This window comes from Gramella sp. KN1008, from assembly GCF_004332155.1.
Lineage (GTDB): Bacteria > Bacteroidota > Bacteroidia > Flavobacteriales > Flavobacteriaceae > Christiangramia.
The window spans coordinates 65557-85780 of the sequence record NZ_SJDV01000004.1 but is presented as its reverse complement, the minus strand read 5'-3'; the positions used below and the strand labels follow the sequence as shown (position 1 = coordinate 85780).

At 41.7% G+C, this 20224-nt stretch carries 22 protein-coding genes; 13 read left to right on the top strand and 9 right to left on the bottom strand.

What is annotated here, in order from left to right; all coding sequences use genetic code 11:
* Window positions 1–20 precede the first annotated feature (20 nt).
* The 12 genes from hemA (at window position 21) to EZJ28_RS08610 (ending at window position 10340) form a co-directional block, all read left to right on the top strand.
* Window positions 21–1277: a glutamyl-tRNA reductase gene (gene hemA, locus EZJ28_RS08665; protein ID WP_131396913.1), complete on the top strand. Its 1257-nt coding sequence runs from the start codon at window positions 21–23 to the stop codon at window positions 1275–1277.
* Window positions 1274–2191 (top strand): hydroxymethylbilane synthase, encoded by a 918-nt coding sequence (gene hemC / locus EZJ28_RS08660; protein WP_131396911.1) that lies wholly within the window; start codon window positions 1274–1276, stop codon window positions 2189–2191. Before hemA ends, hemC begins: the two co-directional genes overlap by 4 nt.
* 3 nt (window positions 2192–2194) lie before the next feature.
* Window positions 2195–2842 (top strand): uroporphyrinogen-III synthase, encoded by a 648-nt coding sequence (locus tag EZJ28_RS08655; protein WP_131396909.1) that lies wholly within the window; start codon window positions 2195–2197, stop codon window positions 2840–2842.
* Window positions 2843–2877: 35 nt separating this feature from the next.
* Window positions 2878–3900: a uroporphyrinogen decarboxylase gene (gene hemE / locus EZJ28_RS08650; RefSeq protein WP_131396907.1), complete on the top strand. Its 1023-nt coding sequence runs from the start codon at window positions 2878–2880 to the stop codon at window positions 3898–3900.
* Window positions 3900–4481, top strand: a complete 582-nt coding sequence (locus tag EZJ28_RS08645; RefSeq protein ID WP_131396906.1) for a DUF6973 domain-containing protein — start codon at window positions 3900–3902, stop codon at window positions 4479–4481. The genes hemE and EZJ28_RS08645 overlap by 1 nt, the downstream gene beginning before the upstream one ends.
* Window positions 4390–5292: an oxygen-dependent coproporphyrinogen oxidase gene (gene hemF, locus EZJ28_RS08640; protein WP_131396904.1), complete on the top strand. Its 903-nt coding sequence runs from the start codon at window positions 4390–4392 to the stop codon at window positions 5290–5292. Before EZJ28_RS08645 ends, hemF begins: the two co-directional genes overlap by 92 nt.
* Window positions 5293–5323: 31 nt before the next feature.
* Complete coding sequence (hemB, locus tag EZJ28_RS08635) at window positions 5324–6313, top strand: porphobilinogen synthase (protein WP_131397515.1); 990 nt, start codon at window positions 5324–5326, stop codon at window positions 6311–6313.
* Window positions 6314–6439: 126 nt separating this feature from the next.
* Window positions 6440–7552 carry a CNNM domain-containing protein gene (locus EZJ28_RS08630; RefSeq protein ID WP_131396902.1) on the top strand — a complete coding sequence of 371 codons (1113 nt, stop codon included), beginning with the start codon at window positions 6440–6442 and terminating at the stop codon, window positions 7550–7552.
* Window positions 7533–8009: a methylated-DNA--[protein]-cysteine S-methyltransferase gene (locus EZJ28_RS08625; RefSeq protein WP_131396900.1), complete on the top strand. Its 477-nt coding sequence runs from the start codon at window positions 7533–7535 to the stop codon at window positions 8007–8009. The genes EZJ28_RS08630 and EZJ28_RS08625 overlap by 20 nt, the downstream gene beginning before the upstream one ends.
* 19 nt (window positions 8010–8028) lie before the next feature.
* A complete protein-coding gene (locus tag EZJ28_RS08620) occupies window positions 8029–9180 on the top strand; it encodes a serine hydrolase (RefSeq protein ID WP_131396898.1) in 1152 nt (383 codons plus the stop codon).
* Window positions 9170–9883, top strand: a complete 714-nt coding sequence (locus EZJ28_RS08615; RefSeq protein WP_131396896.1) for a 3'-5' exonuclease — start codon at window positions 9170–9172, stop codon at window positions 9881–9883. The genes EZJ28_RS08620 and EZJ28_RS08615 overlap by 11 nt, the downstream gene beginning before the upstream one ends.
* A 97-nt stretch (window positions 9884–9980) precedes the next feature.
* Window positions 9981–10340: a DUF6616 family protein gene (locus tag EZJ28_RS08610; protein ID WP_131396894.1), complete on the top strand. Its 360-nt coding sequence runs from the start codon at window positions 9981–9983 to the stop codon at window positions 10338–10340.
* 53 nt (window positions 10341–10393) lie between these two features.
* Here the strand turns inward: EZJ28_RS08610 and EZJ28_RS08605 are convergent, their stop codons facing one another.
* The 9 genes from EZJ28_RS08605 to EZJ28_RS08565 all read right to left on the bottom strand — a co-directional run bounded on the left by EZJ28_RS08605 (window position 10394) and on the right by EZJ28_RS08565 (window position 19015).
* Window positions 10394–11047 carry a CoA transferase subunit B gene (locus EZJ28_RS08605; RefSeq protein WP_131396892.1) on the bottom strand — a complete coding sequence of 218 codons (654 nt, stop codon included), beginning with the start codon at window positions 11045–11047 and terminating at the stop codon, window positions 10394–10396.
* 40 nt (window positions 11048–11087) lie between these two features.
* Window positions 11088–11441, bottom strand: coding sequence for a four helix bundle protein (locus tag EZJ28_RS08600; protein WP_131396890.1), 354 nt, complete (start codon window positions 11439–11441; stop codon window positions 11088–11090).
* Window positions 11442–11476: 35 nt separating this feature from the next.
* Complete coding sequence (locus EZJ28_RS08595; protein ID WP_131396887.1) at window positions 11477–12172, bottom strand: CoA transferase subunit A; 696 nt, start codon at window positions 12170–12172, stop codon at window positions 11477–11479.
* Between the two features lie 109 nt (window positions 12173–12281).
* The gene (locus tag EZJ28_RS08590; protein ID WP_131396885.1) at window positions 12282–14594 is read right to left on the bottom strand and encodes a penicillin-binding protein 1A; all 2313 of its coding nucleotides are present in this window, start codon (window positions 14592–14594) and stop codon (window positions 12282–12284) included.
* A 16-nt stretch (window positions 14595–14610) separates the two neighbouring features.
* Window positions 14611–15099, bottom strand: coding sequence for a gliding motility lipoprotein GldH (locus EZJ28_RS08585; RefSeq protein WP_131396883.1), 489 nt, complete (start codon window positions 15097–15099; stop codon window positions 14611–14613).
* Window positions 15092–16264, bottom strand: a complete 1173-nt coding sequence (locus EZJ28_RS08580) for a regulatory iron-sulfur-containing complex subunit RicT (protein WP_131396881.1) — start codon at window positions 16262–16264, stop codon at window positions 15092–15094. Before EZJ28_RS08580 ends, EZJ28_RS08585 begins: the two co-directional genes overlap by 8 nt.
* A gap of 209 nt (window positions 16265–16473) precedes the next feature.
* Window positions 16474–17505: a rhodanese-related sulfurtransferase gene (locus EZJ28_RS08575; RefSeq protein ID WP_131396879.1), complete on the bottom strand. Its 1032-nt coding sequence runs from the start codon at window positions 17503–17505 to the stop codon at window positions 16474–16476.
* Window positions 17506–17543: 38 nt separating this feature from the next.
* The gene (locus tag EZJ28_RS08570) at window positions 17544–17774 is read right to left on the bottom strand and encodes a ferredoxin (RefSeq protein ID WP_131396877.1); all 231 of its coding nucleotides are present in this window, start codon (window positions 17772–17774) and stop codon (window positions 17544–17546) included.
* Window positions 17774–19015 (bottom strand): peptidase U32 family protein, encoded by a 1242-nt coding sequence (locus EZJ28_RS08565; protein ID WP_131396875.1) that lies wholly within the window; start codon window positions 19013–19015, stop codon window positions 17774–17776. Before EZJ28_RS08565 ends, EZJ28_RS08570 begins: the two co-directional genes overlap by 1 nt.
* Before the next feature lie 194 nt (window positions 19016–19209).
* Here EZJ28_RS08565 and recA point away from each other — a divergent pair, with 194 nt between their 5' ends.
* The gene (gene recA, locus EZJ28_RS08560; protein WP_131396873.1) at window positions 19210–20223 is read left to right on the top strand and encodes a recombinase RecA; all 1014 of its coding nucleotides are present in this window, start codon (window positions 19210–19212) and stop codon (window positions 20221–20223) included.
* Window position 20224 lies beyond the last annotated feature (1 nt).

The window sequence follows — 20224 nt, the reverse complement described above, 5'->3', positions numbered from 1 at the left end:
CGTATCATCTAAACAGGTACATGGAAGATTACAATATTTCTAGAGGAAAGCATTTTTATACGATAGGTTTAAGTTATAAAAAGGCCGATGCTGAGATCAGGGGTCATTTTAGCCTGGACGAAGCGTCTAAGAACCGCCTTCTTTTGCAAGCAAAAGATGAGGGTATCGATGGCATTCTGGTGACTTCAACCTGTAACCGTACTGAGATATACGGATTCGCTCAGCATCCCTTTCAGCTTATTAAGTTACTTTGTGAGCACACCCACGGGACCGTTGAGGAATTTGAAAAGGTAGCCTATGTCTATAAGAACAAGCAGGCCATTTCTCATATTTTTAAGGTAGGGACCGGACTGGACAGCCAGATTCTTGGTGATTTTGAGATCATAAGTCAGTTAAAGACTGCTTTTATACGTTCCAAGAAATTAGGCCTTGTGAACGCATTTCTTGAAAGACTTGTGAACGCGGTTATTCAAGCCAGCAAGCGTATCAAGAACGAAACAGAGATCTCAAGCGGTGCCACTTCGGTATCATTTGCTTCGGTTCAGTATATCCTGAACCATATTGCGAATGTTTCGGAAAAGAATATCCTTCTTTTCGGTACAGGAAAGATTGGAAGGAACACATGTGAAAACCTTGTAAAACACACAAGGAACAATCATATCACCTTAATAAACCGAACAAAGGACAAGGCCGAAAAGATAGCAGGTAAGTTCAACCTTATCGTTAAGGATTATGCCGATCTTCAGGCAGAGATCCGGAACAGCGACATTCTTATTGTAGCTACCGGGGCGCAGAACCCTACCATTTCAAAAGAACTCATTTATCCTAAGAAAGAACTTCTCGTGCTGGATCTTTCCATCCCGAAGAATGTATCAGATGATGTTAAAGAACTGGATAATGTAAAACTTATACACCTGGACCATCTGTCACAAATGACCGATGAGACCCTGGAAAGACGTAAACAGTTCATTCCACAGGCAAAACTTATCATAGACGAGGTTGAAAATGACTTCAACCAGTGGCTGGAAACTAGAAAATTTGCACCAACCATCAAGGCTTTAAAGAAAAAGCTGAAAATGATGAAAGATGCCGAACTGGATTTTCAACGCAAAAAAATTTCAGACTTCAATGATGAACAGGCCGAGATCGTGAGTAACAGGATCATTCAAAAGATCATGAAACATTTCGCCAATCATCTTAAGGGAGATTCTGAAACCACCGATGAAAGCCTTGAACTTATACAAAAGGTCTTTCATCTAGAAGAGCTACACAAATGAGCAAAGTAATCAGAATTGGCACCAGGGATAGCGAATTAGCTCTGTGGCAGGCCAAAACTGTACAAAATGCACTGGAAAAGACCGGGCACGAGACCGAGCTTGTTCCGGTAAAGTCTACCGGGGACCTTAACCTTGATCAGCCACTATACGAAATGGGCATTACGGGGATCTTTACAAAAACCCTGGATGTCGCCATGATCAAAGGTGAGGTAGATATCGCAGTTCACTCTATGAAAGACGTGCCAACCGCTCTCCCAAAAGGAATTGTTGAAGCTGCCGTTATGAAACGCGCCAGCAATAAGGATATTCTTATTCACAAAGGGATTGATTTCCTGGAATCTGACAGTGGAACCATTGCCACCGGAAGCCTGCGCAGAAAAGCACAGTGGCTAAACCGCTATCCAAAACATAAAGTAGTGGACCTTCGCGGTAATGTGAACACACGTTTGCAAAAACTGGAAGACAACGACTGGAACGGGGCTATTTTTGCAGCTGCCGGACTGGAAAGAATAGAGATAAAACCAGAAAACTTCCTTGATCTAAACTGGATGATCCCGGCTCCGGCCCAGGGTGCCATGCTCATAGTGGCCATGGAAAAGGATGAGTATTGCCGTACAGCACTTTCAGCACTAAACCACGAAGAGTCACAGATCTGTGTACATATAGAACGGGAATTCCTGAAAGTACTGGAAGGGGGCTGTACAGCTCCCATAGGAGGGCTGGCAAGAGTTGTCCATAATCATATTCATTTTCACGGTGCACTGTTCAGCCTGGATGGACAGGAAAAAATAGAGGTTGAAAAATCCCTGCCACTAGAAGAAATTGAGAATATGGGAAGGGATTGTGCTCTTGAAATCCTGGAAAATGGTGGTAAAGAACTGATGAAAAAGATCAAATCGGTTCTAAATAACTGAGCCATGCCTACTGTTCTTTCCACTAAAAAACTTGCTCTAAATCAAAAAGAACTCCTGCTCAATGCAGGCATAGGATTAGTGGAATACAATGCCATTAAGATCACTTTTACCAATTTCACAACAGATAATAAGAAGATCGAGAATGCGATCTTTACTAGTAAAAATGCGGTAGAGGCTATTTTAAAAAAGGATCTGGTAGTCGAGCATTGCTTTTGTGTTGGCGAGAAGACTGCAGCTCTTCTGACCAAAAATGGCTTTCGTATCACTGAAATAACTGAAAACTCCGAGGAGCTGGCTACTAGATTAATAGAAAAGCACGCCAACAGACAATTTCATTTTTTCTGCGGTAACAAAAGAAGGGACGAGTTGCCTGAAATGTTGAAGGAACGCAAGATCAGTTTTTCAGAAATTCAGGTATATGAAACCGACTTAAATCTGAAAGAGTTCCAGTCAGATTTTGATGGGGTCATGTTCTTTAGTCCAAGCGCGGTACAGAGTTTCACTAAAATGAATCAGTTAACGGGTCCTGCTTTCTGCATTGGCCCTACTACCGCCGAAGAAGCGGCTAAATACACCGATAAGGTTCTGGTTGCCACAAAACCCGGGATCGAGAATGTGATCGCCAAAGTTGTGGTATATTTCAAAAATTAATAATATCGTCAGCTAAGCTGAAAAAATACATGCAAATGATAAAAAACGATCTGTTATTAAAAGCATTAAAAGGAGAAAGCGTGGAACGCCCACCGGTATGGATGATGAGACAGGCGGGAAGATATCTGCCAGATTTTATGAAACTTAAGGAGAAATACGATTTCTTCACCCGTTGCAGAACTCCTGAACTCGCCACCGAGATCACAGTGATGCCCATAAGGCAGGTTGGTACAGATGCGGCCATACTTTTCAGCGATATCCTGGTAGTACCCCAGGCCATGCAGGTGGAAATTGAGATGAAACCCGGAGTGGGACCATGGGTTCCCAATCCCATAAATACTCCTGAAAAAGTAGATAGCGTTATAGTTCCCGATGTGAAGGAGGAACTCGATTATGTTTTTGAGGCTATCAAACTTACGAAGCAGGAACTGAATGATGAAGTTCCCCTAATCGGTTTCGCAGGTTCTCCGTGGACCATTTTATGTTATCTGGTGCAGGGTCAGGGTTCAAAAAACTTTGATAAGGCCAAGAAATTCTGTTTTATGGAGCCAATCGCGGCCCACAGGTTACTTCAGAAAATAACCGATACCACTATTGCTTACCTCAAGGAAAAGGTAAAAGCCGGTGTTGATGCTGTTCAGCTTTTTGATTCCTGGGGTGGTCTTCTGGAACCTAAAGATTACCAGGAATTCTCATGGCAATATATGCAGCAGATCATTAGCGCTCTTAAAGATGAAGTTCCAGTTATAGCTTACGGAAAAGGCTGCTGGTTCGCTCTAAAGGAAATGTCTCAAAGCGGGGCTTCTGCTTTAGGAGTAGACTGGACCTGTGATGCCAGAAATGCAAGATACCTGACCGGTGGACAGATCACGCTGCAAGGTAACTTTGATCCCGCCAGATTATATTCAAAACCTGTTGAAATAAGACATATGGTTCACGATATGATCAACGCTTTTGGAAAAGACAGATATATCGCGAACCTGGGTCACGGTATCCTACCGGATATTCCGGTAGATAATGCAAAAGCATTTGTAGACGCCGTCAAAGAGTACAGGTAATGCTTATAAGGTCGAAACTTGCAGGCATGAGTTTTCGGCAGATCTGGGTGCTGACAAAAGTGCTTATTAAAAAGCCTTTATTCATCATCCCAACTTATAAAGCTACTAAGAAGACAATTGCTATCTGTAATATACACTTCGGAAAGGATCATCATAAAGATACCCGGGCCAATGCTTTTAGACATGCGCTCTGGAATTTTTTGATCTGTGAAAAATGTTCTGAAGTTTCCAGATCGATAGATGCAGTGGTTTATTGGAGCGAGAAGGTGACCAATTTGCATGAATTGATATCACCAAACAGAGAAATTGCCAGAAAAATGGACCTTCATAACAATTTTATTGGCCGCAACCTGTTTTTAAGTAATCCGGAAACCGATGCTGTAAAGGAACTTGAAGATATGCTTCAGGACGCCATAAAGGTTGGCTCGGCAAAGGAAATCGAAAATGCGGGCAATAAATTAGTATTTATAGAAGACCGAAATTTCAAAAATGAAAGAAAGATTTTACAGATATATCGAGGAACTTCAGGACAGGATCACTTCCAGGCTGGAGGAAATAGACGGGAAAGCGAAATTTCATGAAGACCTGTGGAAGCGTGAAGAGGGCGGTGGCGGCCGAACCAGGGTCATTGAAAATGGGAATGTCTTTGAAAAAGGGGGGGTGAATATCTCGGCTGTTCACGGGCCTTTGGCACCAGCCATGCAGAAATACTTTAATGTAGGTGATGTTGATTTTTTCGCCTGTGGGCTTAGCCTCGTGATCCATCCAAAGAACCCAATGGTTCCAACCGTTCATGCCAACTGGCGGTATTTTGAAATGTATGATAAGAGTGGGAAAGTCATTGACCAGTGGTTTGGCGGAGGTCAGGATCTCACGCCATATTATCTGTTTGAAGAAGACGCCAGGCATTTTCATAAAGTTTCCAAAAAAGCCTGCGATCCTCACGGTTTCTCATTGTATTCAGACTACAAGAAAAAGTGTGACGAATATTTCTGGAATTCTCACCGCGATGAAGCCCGGGGAATTGGAGGCTTGTTCTTTGATTATCTGAAAGAAGACAGTCATATGAAAATTGAAGACTGGTACGATTTTGTTACCTCGGTCGGTAATTCATTCCTGGAAGCTTACGTCCCTATTGTTGAAAGAAGGAAAAATCTTTCCTACACTCAGGAGAACCGTGACTGGCAGGAAATAAGAAGGGGAAGATATGTGGAATTCAACCTGGTTCATGATAAGGGCACCTTATTCGGATTGAAAACTAACGGAAGGATCGAGAGCATTTTGATGAGCCTTCCTCCACATGTTCAATGGAAGTACGACCATCATCCTGAACCGGAAAGCGAAGAGGAGAAACTTGTAAAAGTACTTGAAAAACCTGTAGATTGGGTTTAAATTGACAATTGATAACTGATAATTGAAAACTATGTATCCGTTACGCAGAAATCGAAGATTACGAACCAGTGAATCCATAAGATCGCTGGTAAGAGAAACCATAATTTCACCGAATGACTTTATCGTTCCGCTATTTATTGTAGAGGGCAGGAATGTGAAAGAAGAGATTGCTTCCATGCCGGGTTATTACAGATATAGCCTGGATCTTATCGAAAAGGAAGTAAAGGAATTATGGAGCCTGGGCCTTAAATCTGTATTACTTTTTGTGAAGGTTCCTGAAAACCTTAAAGATAATGCAGGTAAAGAAGCAATTAACCCTGAAGGTCTGATGCAACGGGCTATACAAACAGTAAAGAATGCAGTTCCGGAAATGCTGGTAATGACCGATGTTGCCCTTGATCCCTATTCTCAATATGGCCATGACGGAATCATCGCTGACGGAAAGATCCTGAATGACGACACTACGGCGGTTCTTTCGGAAATGGCACTTTCCCATGCAAAAGCCGGAGCCGATTTTGTCGCACCCAGTGATATGATGGATGGTCGGATCTTCGAGATAAGAAGTCTTCTTGAAGACGAGGGCTTTCATGATACGGGTATCTTAAGCTATAGCGCGAAATATGCTTCAGCATTTTACGGACCTTTTCGTGATGCACTGGATTCAGCACCTGTTGAAGCTCAAAATATCCCAAGAGACAAAAAGACCTATCAGATGGATCCCGCGAACCGTGAGGAAGCCATAAGGGAAACATTGATGGATATTGATGAGGGAGCAGATATTGTAATGGTAAAACCCGGACTTTGCTATCTTGATATAGTTCGCGATATTAAAGATGCTGTGAACGTTCCGGTGGCCGTTTACCAGGTTAGTGGTGAATATGCCATGATAAAGGCTGCCGCAGAAAAAGGCTGGCTGGACCATGATGCAGTGATGCTGGAACAACTCACCGCCATCAAACGTGCCGGTGCCGATATGATCGCCAGTTATTTTGCCAAGGAAGCAGTTAAATTAATTTTCTGATCAATTTAACTATTTTATACAAAGCCTTTTCGCTCGAAAAGGCTTTTGTTTTGGCTTTTATCATTTCTTTTAAAAAATTTGATTTGAGAATCTCTAAATTAGCCAGTCTAACAGTCAATTAAGCGTATGGGCTTATTATTAATTTTTGCCACACTTTCGATCTTCTTTTCATTTATGTGTTCTATTCTGGAGGCTGCGCTGCTAAGCATTACCCCCTCCTACATTAAGATCAAGAGAAAAGAAGGTAAGCACTACGCCAAAATCCTGGCTCACCTGAAACAGGATATCGACAAGCCCTTAATCGCGATTCTCACTATAAATACAATTGCGCATACGGTTGGAGCGATACTCGTGGGGGTACAGGCCGAAAAAACCTATGGTGATGGCAGCAATGCTGTTGGGATAGTTTCGGCTATTATGACCATGGCTATCCTGGTCCTTTCGGAGATCATCCCAAAGACCATTGGAGCAACCTACTGGCAACGGCTGGGTAATTTCACGGCCAGATCTCTAACTATTATGATATTCCCCCTGAAATACACCGGAATATTATGGCTGATGATGCTGACCACCAAACTAATAGGAAAATCGGCACATGTAAGTACCATGAGCAGGGAAGAATTCGCTGCGATCACTGATGCCGCTGAAGAAGAAGGCGTTTTTGAAGAGAGTGAGACCACGGTTATCAAGAATTTACTGGTGTTCAAATCGGTCGAGGCCAAGGATGTAATGACACCATTTTCAGTAGCGATCACCGAAGATGAGCGAATGTCTCTGGAGGAATTTCACAGAACGCATAAGAACCTGAAATTCTCAAGAATCCCGGTCTACCGGGATAAATCCAACCATATCACCGGCTTTATCCTTAAAGATGATGTCCTGGAGCAGATGATAGAAGAAAAGGGAAAACAACCCTTAAGCAGTATTAAAAGAGATATACTTGTTACCAATGACAACACTCCAATTCCGGAACTGTTTGAAATTTTTGTTCAGAAGCGCGCGCATATTTCCATGATCGTAGATGAATATGGGAATGTGACCGGAATTGTCACCATGGAAGATATCATTGAGACCCTCCTGGGACTTGAAATAATGGACGAGAGCGATAGTGTGGAAGATATGCAGATGCTTGCACGCAAAAATTGGGAACGTCGCGCAAAACGCCTAGGATTGATCCAGAGAAAACAGGACCAGGAAACGGAAGACCAGGAAGAAGCCAATGAAAACAGCCAGAATTAAAACTCCGCTGGGAATTGCAGAATTGAGTGGAGATTTGGACGGACTCTCTTATGTGAAAATCTTTGATGAGGAAAAAACTGCGATTAGTGAGCAGATTCCTTTAGAATTGAAGCCTGCCGCAGAGCAATTACAAAAATATTTCAAAGGAGAGTTGAGAGGATTTGATCTTAAATTAAATCCACAAGGAACCGATTTTCAAAAAAGGGTATGGAACAAATTACTGGATATCCCGTACGGAAAAACCACTTCCTACCTGGAACTATCAAGAAAACTGGGCGATGAAAAAGCAATACGGGCTGTTGCTTCTGCCAATGGCAAAAACCCTTTATGGATCATTGTTCCCTGTCACCGTGTGATAGGTAGCGACGGTTCCCTTACAGGATATGCTGGCGGCCTGCATCGCAAGAAATGGCTGCTCGACCTTGAAAATCCTCCAAACCAGCAGAGCCTTTTCTAAAATTCATTAAATTCATCCTATGAAGAAACTGCTTAAGTATCTGTTAATATTCATAGGGTTTTTATTATTCGCTTCGCTTATTTTATATATGCTGGGCTATGGTTATATTTTTAAAGCTGTTAGCACCACCTATCTTACGGGACATAAGACAGCATTTATAGACGATCACCCCTATTTTGAAAATAATGTTATCCGGAATTCTTCCGACAGTATCCAGGAATGGCCATTACATAATGAATATAATGAGGTGAATGCCACCCAAACCCTGGACAGTCTGAACCAGGAACTGGAAACAGCAGCCTTTCTTATCATTAAAAATGACAGTATCTGGTTTGAAAAATATTATAACGGCTATGATGAGAAATCGAAGACCAACTCCTTTTCAATGGCCAAAAGTATTGTCACGGCTCTAATGTTCAAAGCGATTCAGGATGGATACATCGAAAATATCAATCAGCCGGTGGCCGACTTCTTTCCGAAATTTGATAAAAGACTAACGGTAGGAGATCTTTCATCCATGTCTTCGGGACTCAACTGGAATGAAAATTATTATAACCCTTTCGGCTCCACGGCACGGGCTTATTTTGGTAAAGACATCAGGGAGCAGATCCTGGAACTGGAAGTAATCGAAACGCCCGGAGAAGAGTTTGAATACCTCAGCGGAAACACCCAATTGCTGGGTATGGTAATTGAAAAAGCAACGGGAAAGAGTTTAAGCGAATATTTAAGCAAAAGCTTCTGGAAACCCCTGGGAATGAATGACAATGCACTATGGCAACTGGATAGTGAGGAAAATGAAATGGAAAAAGCCTATTGCTGTATTTCAAGCAACGCCAGGAACTTTGCTAAGTTCGGTAAGCTTTTTATTAATTATGGTGAATGGAAAGAAAGACGGGTTCTGGACTCTTCTTTTGTTGCTCTCGCCTCTGAGCCCAGATTTGAGGACTCCCCACACTATGGGTATGGTTTCTGGCTAAGTGATCATAAGGGGAAAGAAATCTTCTATATGAGAGGAGTTTTAGGCCAGTACATTATAGTGATCCCAGAGGATGACATAGTGATCGTCAGGCTTGGTCGGAAACTTATCCGCAAGGCTAAGAAAGATAAGCATTACAAGGATTTTTATATGTATATTGATGAGACCTATAAGATGTTAGATCATGCTTCATAAATTAAACCTGGAGAACATCCTGTTTCTGGATATAGAAACGGTTCCCGAATTCAGAAATTATTCGGACCTCAGTGAGGAGAAAAAACAACTCTGGGAAGAGAAATCGAAGTATCAGCGCAAGGATGATTATTCTGCCGAAGAATTCTATGAAAGAGCAGGAATATGGAGTGAATTTGGTAAGATCATCTGTATCTCGGTTGGTTTTTTTAATTTCAGGAATGGAAAGAGAAATTTCAGGCTAACAAGCTTTAAAGGTGAAGAAGAAAAACTGCTAAGGGATTTTACGGCATTACTTGAAGAGTATTTCTTTCAGCCTTCTCACCTCCTCTGCGCGCACAATGGAAAGGAATTTGATTTCCCTTATATCGCCCGTCGAATGCTTATTCATAATATGAGATTGCCCTCCAAACTTAATCTCTTCGGAAAGAAACCCTGGGAAGTACCTCATCTTGACACGCTAGAACTGTGGAAATTCGGAGATTTTAAACATTATACTTCTTTGAAACTGCTTACTCATGTGTTAGGAATCCCTTCCCCAAAGGAAGATATTGACGGATCCATGGTTAGAGAGGTCTATTATGAAAAAGGAGAAACCGACCGCATAGTGAAATATTGCGAAAGGGATGTTGTGGCGATCGCTCAGGTGATCCTCAAACTGAGACAGGAACCACTACTGGCAGAATCGGAGATCGTTTCAGTATAAATTATTCTTAAAATACTGTTATTCAGAGAACATTACTTGGCTTTCCTGTTTCTAAATGTTTAACTTTAATTTATTCTAAACCAATAAACCTTAAATTATGTATTTATACATTGAAATGTGGAACGTTACTACCAAGTGGATGAAACTCGGTCATGAAGAAAGGCGCAAACTGATGGACGACATGAAAGGCCGCATTAAAAACATGAAGGCCAGTGGCGTTGAAAATCTTGGTTGGGCAAGAAATGACGAGCATACTCCCTATCGTAGTGACTATCGCTATATGACGGTTTGGAAAATGCCTTCTATTGCTGAAGTAGAAGTATTGGAAAGCAATTTAAAGAAGACCGGTTGGTATGAGTATTTTTCTCAGGCCAATTCTAGAGGTAAGCTTATAAACCAGGATGAGGCAATAGACTTTCTTGTAGATATTGAAGAAAGTTCAACTTCTTTAACCTGAGAAAGTTTTAATCTGAAAGAAAAAAAAGCCGGATCCCATGATCCGGCTTTCTGTTATAATTTCATCTCTGGAATATCTCCCTCAACGATCAGTTCTCCTTCGGTGGCATTCTGAATTTCTTCTACACTCACTCCAGGTGCTCTTTCCAAAAGTTTGAACCCTTTTTCGGTAACCTCAAGAACAGCAAGGTTCGTCACTATTTTAGTTACGCATCCCACACCGGTTAAAGGCAAAGTACATCTCTTAAGCAATTTTGATTTTCCGGCCTTATTGGTATGCATCATTGCGACTATGATGTTTTCGGCAGAAGCCACAAGATCCATTGCACCTCCCATACCCTTTACCATTTTTCCCGGAATCTTCCAGTTGGCTATATCCCCATTTTCGGCCACTTCCATTGCTCCAAGAATGGTAAGATCCACATGCTGCCCTCTTATCATTCCAAAGCTCATAGCCGAATCAAAAAAACTGGCACCGGGGAGCGAAGTTATGGTTTGCTTTCCTGCATTTATAAGATCGGCATCCTCTTCACCTTCAACAGGGAAAGGTCCCATTCCAAGGATACCATTCTCGCTCTGAAATTCCACCTGAATATCATCCCTAACAAAATTGGCCACCAGCGTAGGAATCCCTATTCCTAGGTTTACATAATACCCATCCTTAACCTCTTTGGCTATTCTTTGAGCTATTCCATTTTTATCTAACATATTTCTAATTTGAATATTTGAGAATTAGGCGATTTGAAAATTATCTTTTTTTTGAGGTACTTATAATTTTCGAAATAATTCTCATTATTATTTCTAATTCAGTTATAATCTCCTCATTGGGAGAAGGTAAAATTTGAGACTCTTTGCATAACTGCAACCAGTACTGGGTTTCTTCACATTCCTTTGCAGAAATTTTGAACTTATGAAGGAAATCTGCAGGACTTTCTGCATTCTGAGCTTCCCGAATGTTCGCTCCAATTGAAGTCCCGCTTTTAAAAAGCTGGGAAGCCATTTCAAATTTCTTTTCCAACCTGAGTTCTTCAGAAAATAAAATAATCTTCAGTGAAAAGTCAAATGTCCTCTGAACGATTATATTTTCTTTATCATCTCTCAATTTTCAAATTCTCAAATTGATTAATTCTCGATTTACTATGAACGTACAGTACGCTGTTCAATCCTCTTTTCATAGTTCTCTCCCTGGAAAATCCGCTGTACAAAAATTCCAGGAATATGTATCTGGTTCGGGTCTAATTCACCAGGCTCCACAAGTTCCTCTACCTCAGCAACCGTGATGGTCGCCGAACCGCACATTACAGGATTAAAATTCCTTGCAGTTCCCTTAAAAATAAGATTCCCGGCCTTATCTCCTTTCCAGGCTTTTACAAAAGCGAAATCTGCTTTAAAGGCTTCTTCCAGAACATACATTTTACCATCGAACTCACGGGTTTCCTTTCCCTGAGCCACTTCGGTACCGTAACCCGCAGGTGTATAGATGGCCGGAAACCCTTGTTGAGCCGCCTGACATCTTGCCGCAAGCGTTCCCTGAGGAATAAGCTCCACATCCAGTTCACCGCTCAGCATCTGCTTTTCGAAGATCTCATTTTCTCCCACGTAGGAAGAGATCATCTTATCTATTTGTTTTTTGTGAAGAAGGAGTCCGAGGCCAAAATCATCTACCCCGGCATTGTTAGAGATACAGGTAAGATTCTTTACGTCAAGGCGTACAAGTTCAGAAATGGCATTCTCCGGGATTCCGCAAAGACCGAAACCTCCGAGCATAAATGTCATTCCATCCTCAACTCCTTTAAGGGCCTCCTGTACATTATCAACCGTTTTTATGATCATTTTTTCAGAATTTTATCCGAAAATACGAAAATAAAAAGCTGGCTACAATGCTTCGTAGCCAGACTTATTGAATAATTAAGAAATTTTATATGCTTTTATTGAGAAAAGTCTAAAAATCAAGCTCGTCGGGAACCGAATTATCAGATTCCTGAGAAGAACGATAATTTTCACAATTCACTTCGATACTCAGGTTTTCAGGACGTTCAAATGGTTCCTGGGAAACCTTCAGTTCATCATCTCCATAGACATCCTTCATGTACATACCCCAAATTGGTAAAGCCATGGTAGCTCCCTGTCCATAAGTGATCGTAGGGAAGTGAACCGAACGGTCTTCAGCACCAACCCAGACTCCGGTGGCAAGATCGGGTACCATCCCGATAAACCAACCGTCACTCTGATTTTGTGTGGTTCCTGTTTTTCCGGCAATAGGGTTCTTAAAGTCATACGGGTATCCCGTAACAGCTCTTTCATAATCCTGCCGGCCTTCCGCCCAGGTTCCCCTTAGACGGACACCAGAACCGTATTGCGTCACTCCTTCAAGCAAATTAACGGTTACATAGGCCGCTTCTTTACTCAACACATCACGGGTTTCCGGAACATGCTGATACAGCACGGTTCCGTTCTTATCTTCAATCCTGTTAACAATAACAGGTTTTACGTAAACTCCCTGATTAGCAAATGTGCTGAAGGCCGAAACCATCTCAAAAAGACTGAGATCGGCAACTCCAAGCGCTATTGATGGAACCGCCGGAATATTATCGGTTTCTATGCCCAGTTTACCCACAAGATCGATTACTGGTTGTGGCCCGGTCTTATCTATCAGTCGCGCCGTAACAGTATTAATAGATTGCGCCAGGGCACTTTTTAAGGATACCATTCCTTCATAATCGGAATTCCCGGCATTTTTAGGAGACCAGTCATTCTGATTCCCATGTTTACCAGCTTCAATGGTGAATCTGGTCTTTGGTAATGTATCACAGGGTGAAAACTTTAACTGATCTATCGCAGTTGCATACACGAAGGGTTTGAAAGTAGAACCTACCTGTCTCCTACCCTGTTTTACGTGATCATATTTAAAATGCTTGAAATTGGTACCTCCTACCCAGGCCTTAACCTCGCCGGTCTGGGGCACCATAGACATCATTCCGGCCTGCAAAAAAGATTTGTAATAAAGAATGGAGTCTCTCGGAGTCATTGTAGTGTCAATCGTTCCGTTCCAGCTGAATATCCTCATATCGGTCTTTTCGGTAAAAGACTTTCTTATCTCCTCTTCAGATTTCCCCTGTGCTTTCATCTTGCGCCATCTCTCAGATCTTTTCATAGCACTTTCAATAATACTCTCCTTTTCAGCATTATCAATATCCCTGAAAGGTGCAGTAGGGTTATTCTCATTCTGGCGGTCAAATTCCTTCTGAATATGGGCTATATGCTTTTGCACGGCCTTTTCGGCATATGCCTGCATTTTAGAATCTATGCTGGTATATATCTTTAAACCATCCCGGTAAAGACTATATTCACTACCATCAGGTTTGGGGTTCTCCTCTATCCATTCCTTCATGAATCCCTGAAGATAAGCCCTGAAATAAGTCGCCATTCCTTCATCATGACCTTCAGGAGTAAATTCTATCTTCATAGGCAATTGCTGGAGAGAATCCATTTCGGTTTCTGAAATGTATCCATTTCTTGCCATCTGCTCAAAAACCTGGTTCCTCCTCGCTTTAACCATTTCCGGTCTTCTAACCGGGTTATATAAAGCTGCATTTTTTAACATCCCAACCAGAACTGCAGATTCCTGAATATTGAGATCTTTGGCTTCCTTATCAAAATAAATCTTTGATGCTGAACGAATTCCCACCGCCTGGTATACAAAATCATATTTATTAAAATACATCGTTATGATCTCTTCCTTGGTATACTGCCGTTCAAGCCTGGTGGCTATGATCCATTCCTTCACCTTTTGCAGAACACGCGCAAAAGGATTACTGGAAACATCTTCTGTAAAAAGAAGTTTAGCAAGCTGTTGGGTTATTGTACTGGCCCCACCTCGTGTTCCCAGGTAAACTGCTGCTCTTACCGTTCCCTTAGCATCGATTCCTGCATGCTGGTAGAAACGTTCATCTTCTGTGGCGACTAAAGCCTGCACAAGATGTTCCGGGAGATCCTCATACTTTATAGGGGTTCTATTCTCACTATAATATTTTCCAAGTGTTTTTCCATCGGAAGAAAATATTTCCGTAGCCAGATTAGTTTCAGGATTTTCAAGTTCTTCAAAGGTTGGCATCTTGCCAAATGCTCCCCAGCCGGCGAGCAGGAAAACAAATATTGCAACCAATAAACCTATTCCGAATAAAGTCCAGAAGCCAACTATATATTTCCTATTGCTATGCGCAGGTTTCTTCGATTTTTTAGATGTGCGGGCCATTTATTTTTTCAAAAAATTAATTTTCACTTTTTTCAATCCTGAATCCAACGTGGGTGATACCTTGCAGCTCTTCTATGCCTTCTACTTTACCATTCTTACGCATCGCCTGCTGAATGGTTACCCTATAATCCCCTGGTTCGTCAAATTGTACTTTCTCCTTATACCACAGCTTACTTTCTTTCACGTCACCAAAACCCGTGCCGAGCCATTCTCCATCTGGCCTTGCCATTTCATATTCCAGTGTATCGCTTATCACCTTTCCCTGAGGAAACTTGATCTCGGTGATCAGAAATAAATTACTATACTGGTAATCTTTATTATTGCGAATATTGATAAACAAATTATAAACTCTGCTGGAGTCAAGTTCGCCAAGTTTAAAGGAAATGATAGAATCTTTGTGCCAATCTTTAACCGGCTTGTACTCATCATAAACCCTTTTCCGGTCACAGGCAGAGATCATCGTGATCATTCCTGCTAAAAAAGAAACAAAAACCGCACTACGCATTCTTAGACTTTGAGGGATTTCCTTTCCGCTTTTTTCTCTTCTTATTTTTTCTTTTTCTTTGGTTCTTCGGTTTATCAAAACGCGTAAGACTATCTTCGCCAACAGCATCTTTAAAGCCTTTTTTATCATCTTCCTCCAGTTGGATCTCCAGTTCATACTCTTCCAGACTTCCAACAACATCGCCTTTTTTATTGATAGCGACTATCTTATTGGCCTGTTCCGGACTAAGTTTATGCCAGGTCATCCATTCTCCTTCATAGGCATACCATAAAAGACCTTTGAAAATATCGATTTTCTGACAAACCGCCACTCCTTTCTTGGTCTTTAGTTTAACGTCTGTTTTCGGAAAAGATTTTAAAGCTTCGAGATAAGTATCGAGTTCGTAGTTAAGACAGCATTTAAGTTTACCACACTGTCCCGCCAGTTTTTGCGGATTCAGTGACAATTGCTGATACCTTGCCGCTGATGTACTAACCGATCTGAAATCGGTTAACCAGGTAGAGCAGCACAGTTCACGCCCACAGGAACCAATTCCACCAAGCCTCGCAGCTTCCTGCCTGAGACCTATCTGCCGCATCTCGATACGGGTATTGAATTCGCGGGCGAATTCCTTGATTAATTGTCGGAAATCCACGCGGTCATCGGCAGTGTAATAGAAGGTAGCTTTGGAAGCATCACCCTGGAATTCCACATCACTAATCTTCATACTAAGATTCAGCCTGATCGCGATCTGCCTGGATCTTTGTTTGATCTTTTCTTCTCTGCTTCGGGCTTCCTGCCAGACATCAATATCTTTTTGGGAAGCTTTTCGATATATTTTCAGAATTTCGTCAGAGTCGGGGTTTTCCTTTTTCTTTTTCATCTGGACCCTCACCAGCTCTCCCGTAAGGCTAACCATACCTACATCATGGCCAGGATTAGCCTCGGTAGCTACCACATCGCCGATGCTCAGACTTAAGTTCTCTGTATTTTTATAGAAATGTTTTCGGCCGTTCTTAAAACGCACCTCCACATAATTGAAAGGTTCCACACCTCCAGGAAGAGACATGTTGGAAAGCCAGTCGAAAACAGTGAGTTTATTACAACCGTCTGTTCCGCAGGTCCCATTATTCTTACATCCTTTAGGCTGACCGTCTTTCCCGGTCGAGCAACTGCTGCAAGCCATATATTATATATATTGAGGAAGTTACTTTAAAGCGTAAGTCACATCACTCTGTCCTGCCCACAGGCATTAATTGCAGAATCAACTTCATCTCCAACAGGCTATGTTTCACAGCCCGACGCTACTAAATAAAGCACCTCCTTGAGGTTCATAAAAAATTTTCAAGGTAAATATACCAATATTAATTGGCAACGCCATTTAGAAAAAGAAAGCTACTGCTTAAACAGCAGAACCTCAGACCTCCCCTTTTTGAAAATCTTATTGCTGGCACCTTTACCCTTGCGAAGTTTTTTCTGTTCCTCGTAGGGCAATGCCGCGATTTCCTTACACTTATCTGAACAGCAATTATTCATTTTCTCAGCACATTCTTCACACTGAATGAATAACAAATGGCATGCCTCGTTGGCACAGTTCACATGAGTATCACAGGCCTTACCGCACTGGTGGCACTGAGCAATCACATCTTCTGAAATTCTTTCGGCACGACGATGATCGAAAACAAAATTCTTCCCGATAAATTTATTTTCCAGGTTCTGGTTCTGTACCTGTCGGGTGTATTCAATAATTCCACCCTCCAGCTGATACACGTTTTTGAAGCCACGGTGCTTGTAATATGCACTGGCTTTTTCACAACGAATTCCACCGGTACAGTACATCACCAGATTCTTGTCTTCCTTATGTTCCTTAAGATCTTCTTCTATGATAGGCAAAGAATCCCGGAAAGTATCCACATCTGGAGTTATTGCTCCTTGAAAATGACCAATTTCACTTTCATAATGGTTTCTCATATCAACCAGTACCGTATTGGGATCGCTGATAAGTTCGTTGAACTTCCTGGCATCTACATGTACACCTTTGTTGGTAACATCAAAAGTTTCATCATTCAGTCCATCCGCCACGATCTTAGTACGCACCTTCACCTTAAGCTTAAGGAAAGATTTGATATCGTGTTCTATGGCGATATTCAAGCGTACATCTTTCAGAAAATAAATATCGTCTATAAAGGCCTTGAATTCATTGAAACGTTTGGCAGGAACTGAAAGCTGGGCATTGATACCTTCATGAGCAACATAAATCCTTCCCAGTACATCCATCTGGTCCCAGGCTATGAATAAGTGATTTCGGAATAATTCAGGATTCCCGATCTTAGCGTAAGCGTAAAAAGAGAGCGTAAGCCTGTCTTCGCCGGCTTCTTCTAAAAGAGCTTCTCTTTCTTTAGCGCTTAATTTATTGTACAGTTGCATGCTATACTAATATTTTAAGAGTTAAAGATTTATTTTATTTATATCATTTTCGCGGTAATTATCTTTACCGGACAGGCTTTCTGTGCCTGTAAACAGGGGTCAAAGATACTGTTATCGTGTGATTTAAGGGTATAAAATCCCTTTTTTTCATTAGAGCGGAGCAACACGCTCTTCCCGTCTTTTTTAGACATCTGGAATTGAGCCGGTGCCATCTCTACACAGTAATTACAACCAATACATTTTTGACGCTGCAAAGTTACAACTACCATTAGGCTTTCACAATTTTATAGAGTTTATCTGATAAGCGAAGTCTGAAATCAAGGGGAATTGTACAGGAATCACCTTTCGAGGCTACTTCAGAAACTTTTTCATCTACCATTAGTTCCTCAAGATCGAACTCTTTCACCCCGGTGGTAGGACCCGTAACCAGAAGACGGTCTCCCAGTTTAATATCATAGGCCTCGATTTTGAACTCACCAATGCCCGATTTTGGAAAATAATGAGCTCCCTTACCTATATACACTTTCTTCTGTGTCGCATGAGAACCGGAACCTTCACTCCATTCACCAAGTTTCTGACCCAGGTAATAGCCACTCCAGAATCCTCGATTATAGACTTTCTTAAGTTCTTCCATCCAGGAGGCTACCTTTTCTTCACTATAAGATCCATCATAGTAGGCATCAATAGCTTCCCTGTAGCTCTTAATTACCTTCGCCACATATTCAGGTGCCCTTCCCCGGCCCTCTATCTTTAAGACCTTTGCTCCCGTATCTATTACCTGATCCAGAAAATCCAGCGTACATAGATCTTTGGGCGACATCATATACTCATTGTCCAGTTCTATTTCAAAACCGGATTCCTGATCTATCACCGTATATTTCTTCCTGCAGTTCTGTTTACAGGCACCTCTGTTGGCTGAAGAATTGTGTGAATGCAGACTCAGGTAACATTTTCCGGAAACAGCCATACACAGAGCTCCGTGCCCAAATATTTCGATCTCCACCAGGTTACCTGAAGGTCCTTTTATCTGCTCTTTTTCTATTTGTTCGCAGATCTTTTTTACCTGCCGTAAACTTAGCTCCCTGCTCATTACCATGGTATCGGCAAACATGGAATAGAAACGCACCGTTTCAATATTGGTAATGTTTATCTGGGTAGAGATATGAACTTCCATACCAACCTGACGCGCATAGGCAATAACCGCCTGGTCCATCGCAATAACCGCGGTCACATTAGCGTTTTTCGCACTATCTATCAGAGTTCTGATGATAGACAGGTCGTGATCATAAATAATAGTGTTAAGGGTAAGATAGGTTCTTACATTTTTTGCCTCACATCTTTTAACAATTTCGGCAAGATCTTCAATAGTGAAGTTAATGCTTGCACGGGCACGCATATTCAATTGTTCAACACCAAAATAAACCGAATCGGCACCGTTATCAAGGGCCGCCTGCAGGCTTTCAAAGTTACCCGCCGGAGCCATCAGCTCTATTTTTCCTGAACTGGTCATAACCAATAAATTTAGGGTGCGCAAAGATACATCATTTCAATTGATTAGAGGTTGGACAGCATATTATTTGGCACAGCCATCTACATATTCCATAATTTTGGAATAATTCCAAAAAACATTGATAAGTTTTATTGTATTGAAGAAAAACTTATAGTATTTTAGCAGACCTTATTTATTAAAAATAAAATTCATACATGAGTAACGATAAAGAGAAAGAAGCAAAATTAAAGGCTTTAAAGCTTACCCTGGATAAAATGGATAAGACCTACGGTAAAGGTACAGTCATGAAAATGAGCGACCAGGCCGTAGCTGATGTAGAGGCTATTTCTACTGGTTCCCTTGGTCTTGACCTTGCCTTAGGAGTGGGCGGTTATCCACGAGGAAGGGTTATCGAGATCTACGGTCCCGAATCTTCCGGTAAAACAACTCTTACCCTTCATGCTATTGCCGAAGCACAAAAAAAGGGAGGAATTGCAGCTTTTATTGATGCCGAACATGCTTTTGACAGATTCTATGCGGAAAAGCTTGATGTAGATATCGATAATCTTATTATTTCTCAACCGGATAACGGGGAGCAGGCTCTTGAAATAACCGATAACCTTATTCGTTCAGGCGCAATAGATATAATAGTGATCGACTCGGTGGCGGCACTTACTCCAAAAAGTGAGATCGAAGGAGAAATGGGAGATTCCAAGATGGGGCTTCACGCGAGGTTAATGTCTCAGGCCCTAAGAAAGCTTACCTCCTCTATTAGTAAAACCAACTGCACGGTGATTTTCATTAACCAGTTAAGGGAGAAAATTGGTGTGATGTTCGGTAATCCTGAAACGACTACCGGTGGAAATGCACTAAAATTCTATGCTTCAGTTAGACTTGATATCAGAAGGTCTACTCAGATCAAGGATAGCAGTAACGAAGTGACCGGAAACAAAACAAGGGTAAAAGTGGTAAAGAACAAGGTAGCTCCACCATTCAAAACTGCAGAATTCGACATCATGTATGGTGAAGGTGTATCCAAGATTGGGGAGATCATCGATATTGGTGTTGATTATGAAATCATTAAAAAGAGTGGATCCTGGTTCAGTTATGAAGACACTAAACTGGGACAGGGAAGGGACGCTGTGAAGATTTTACTTAAAGACAATCCCGACCTGATGGAAGAGCTCGAAGAAAAGATCAAAAATGCGATCAAGATCGCGAAGCAATAAT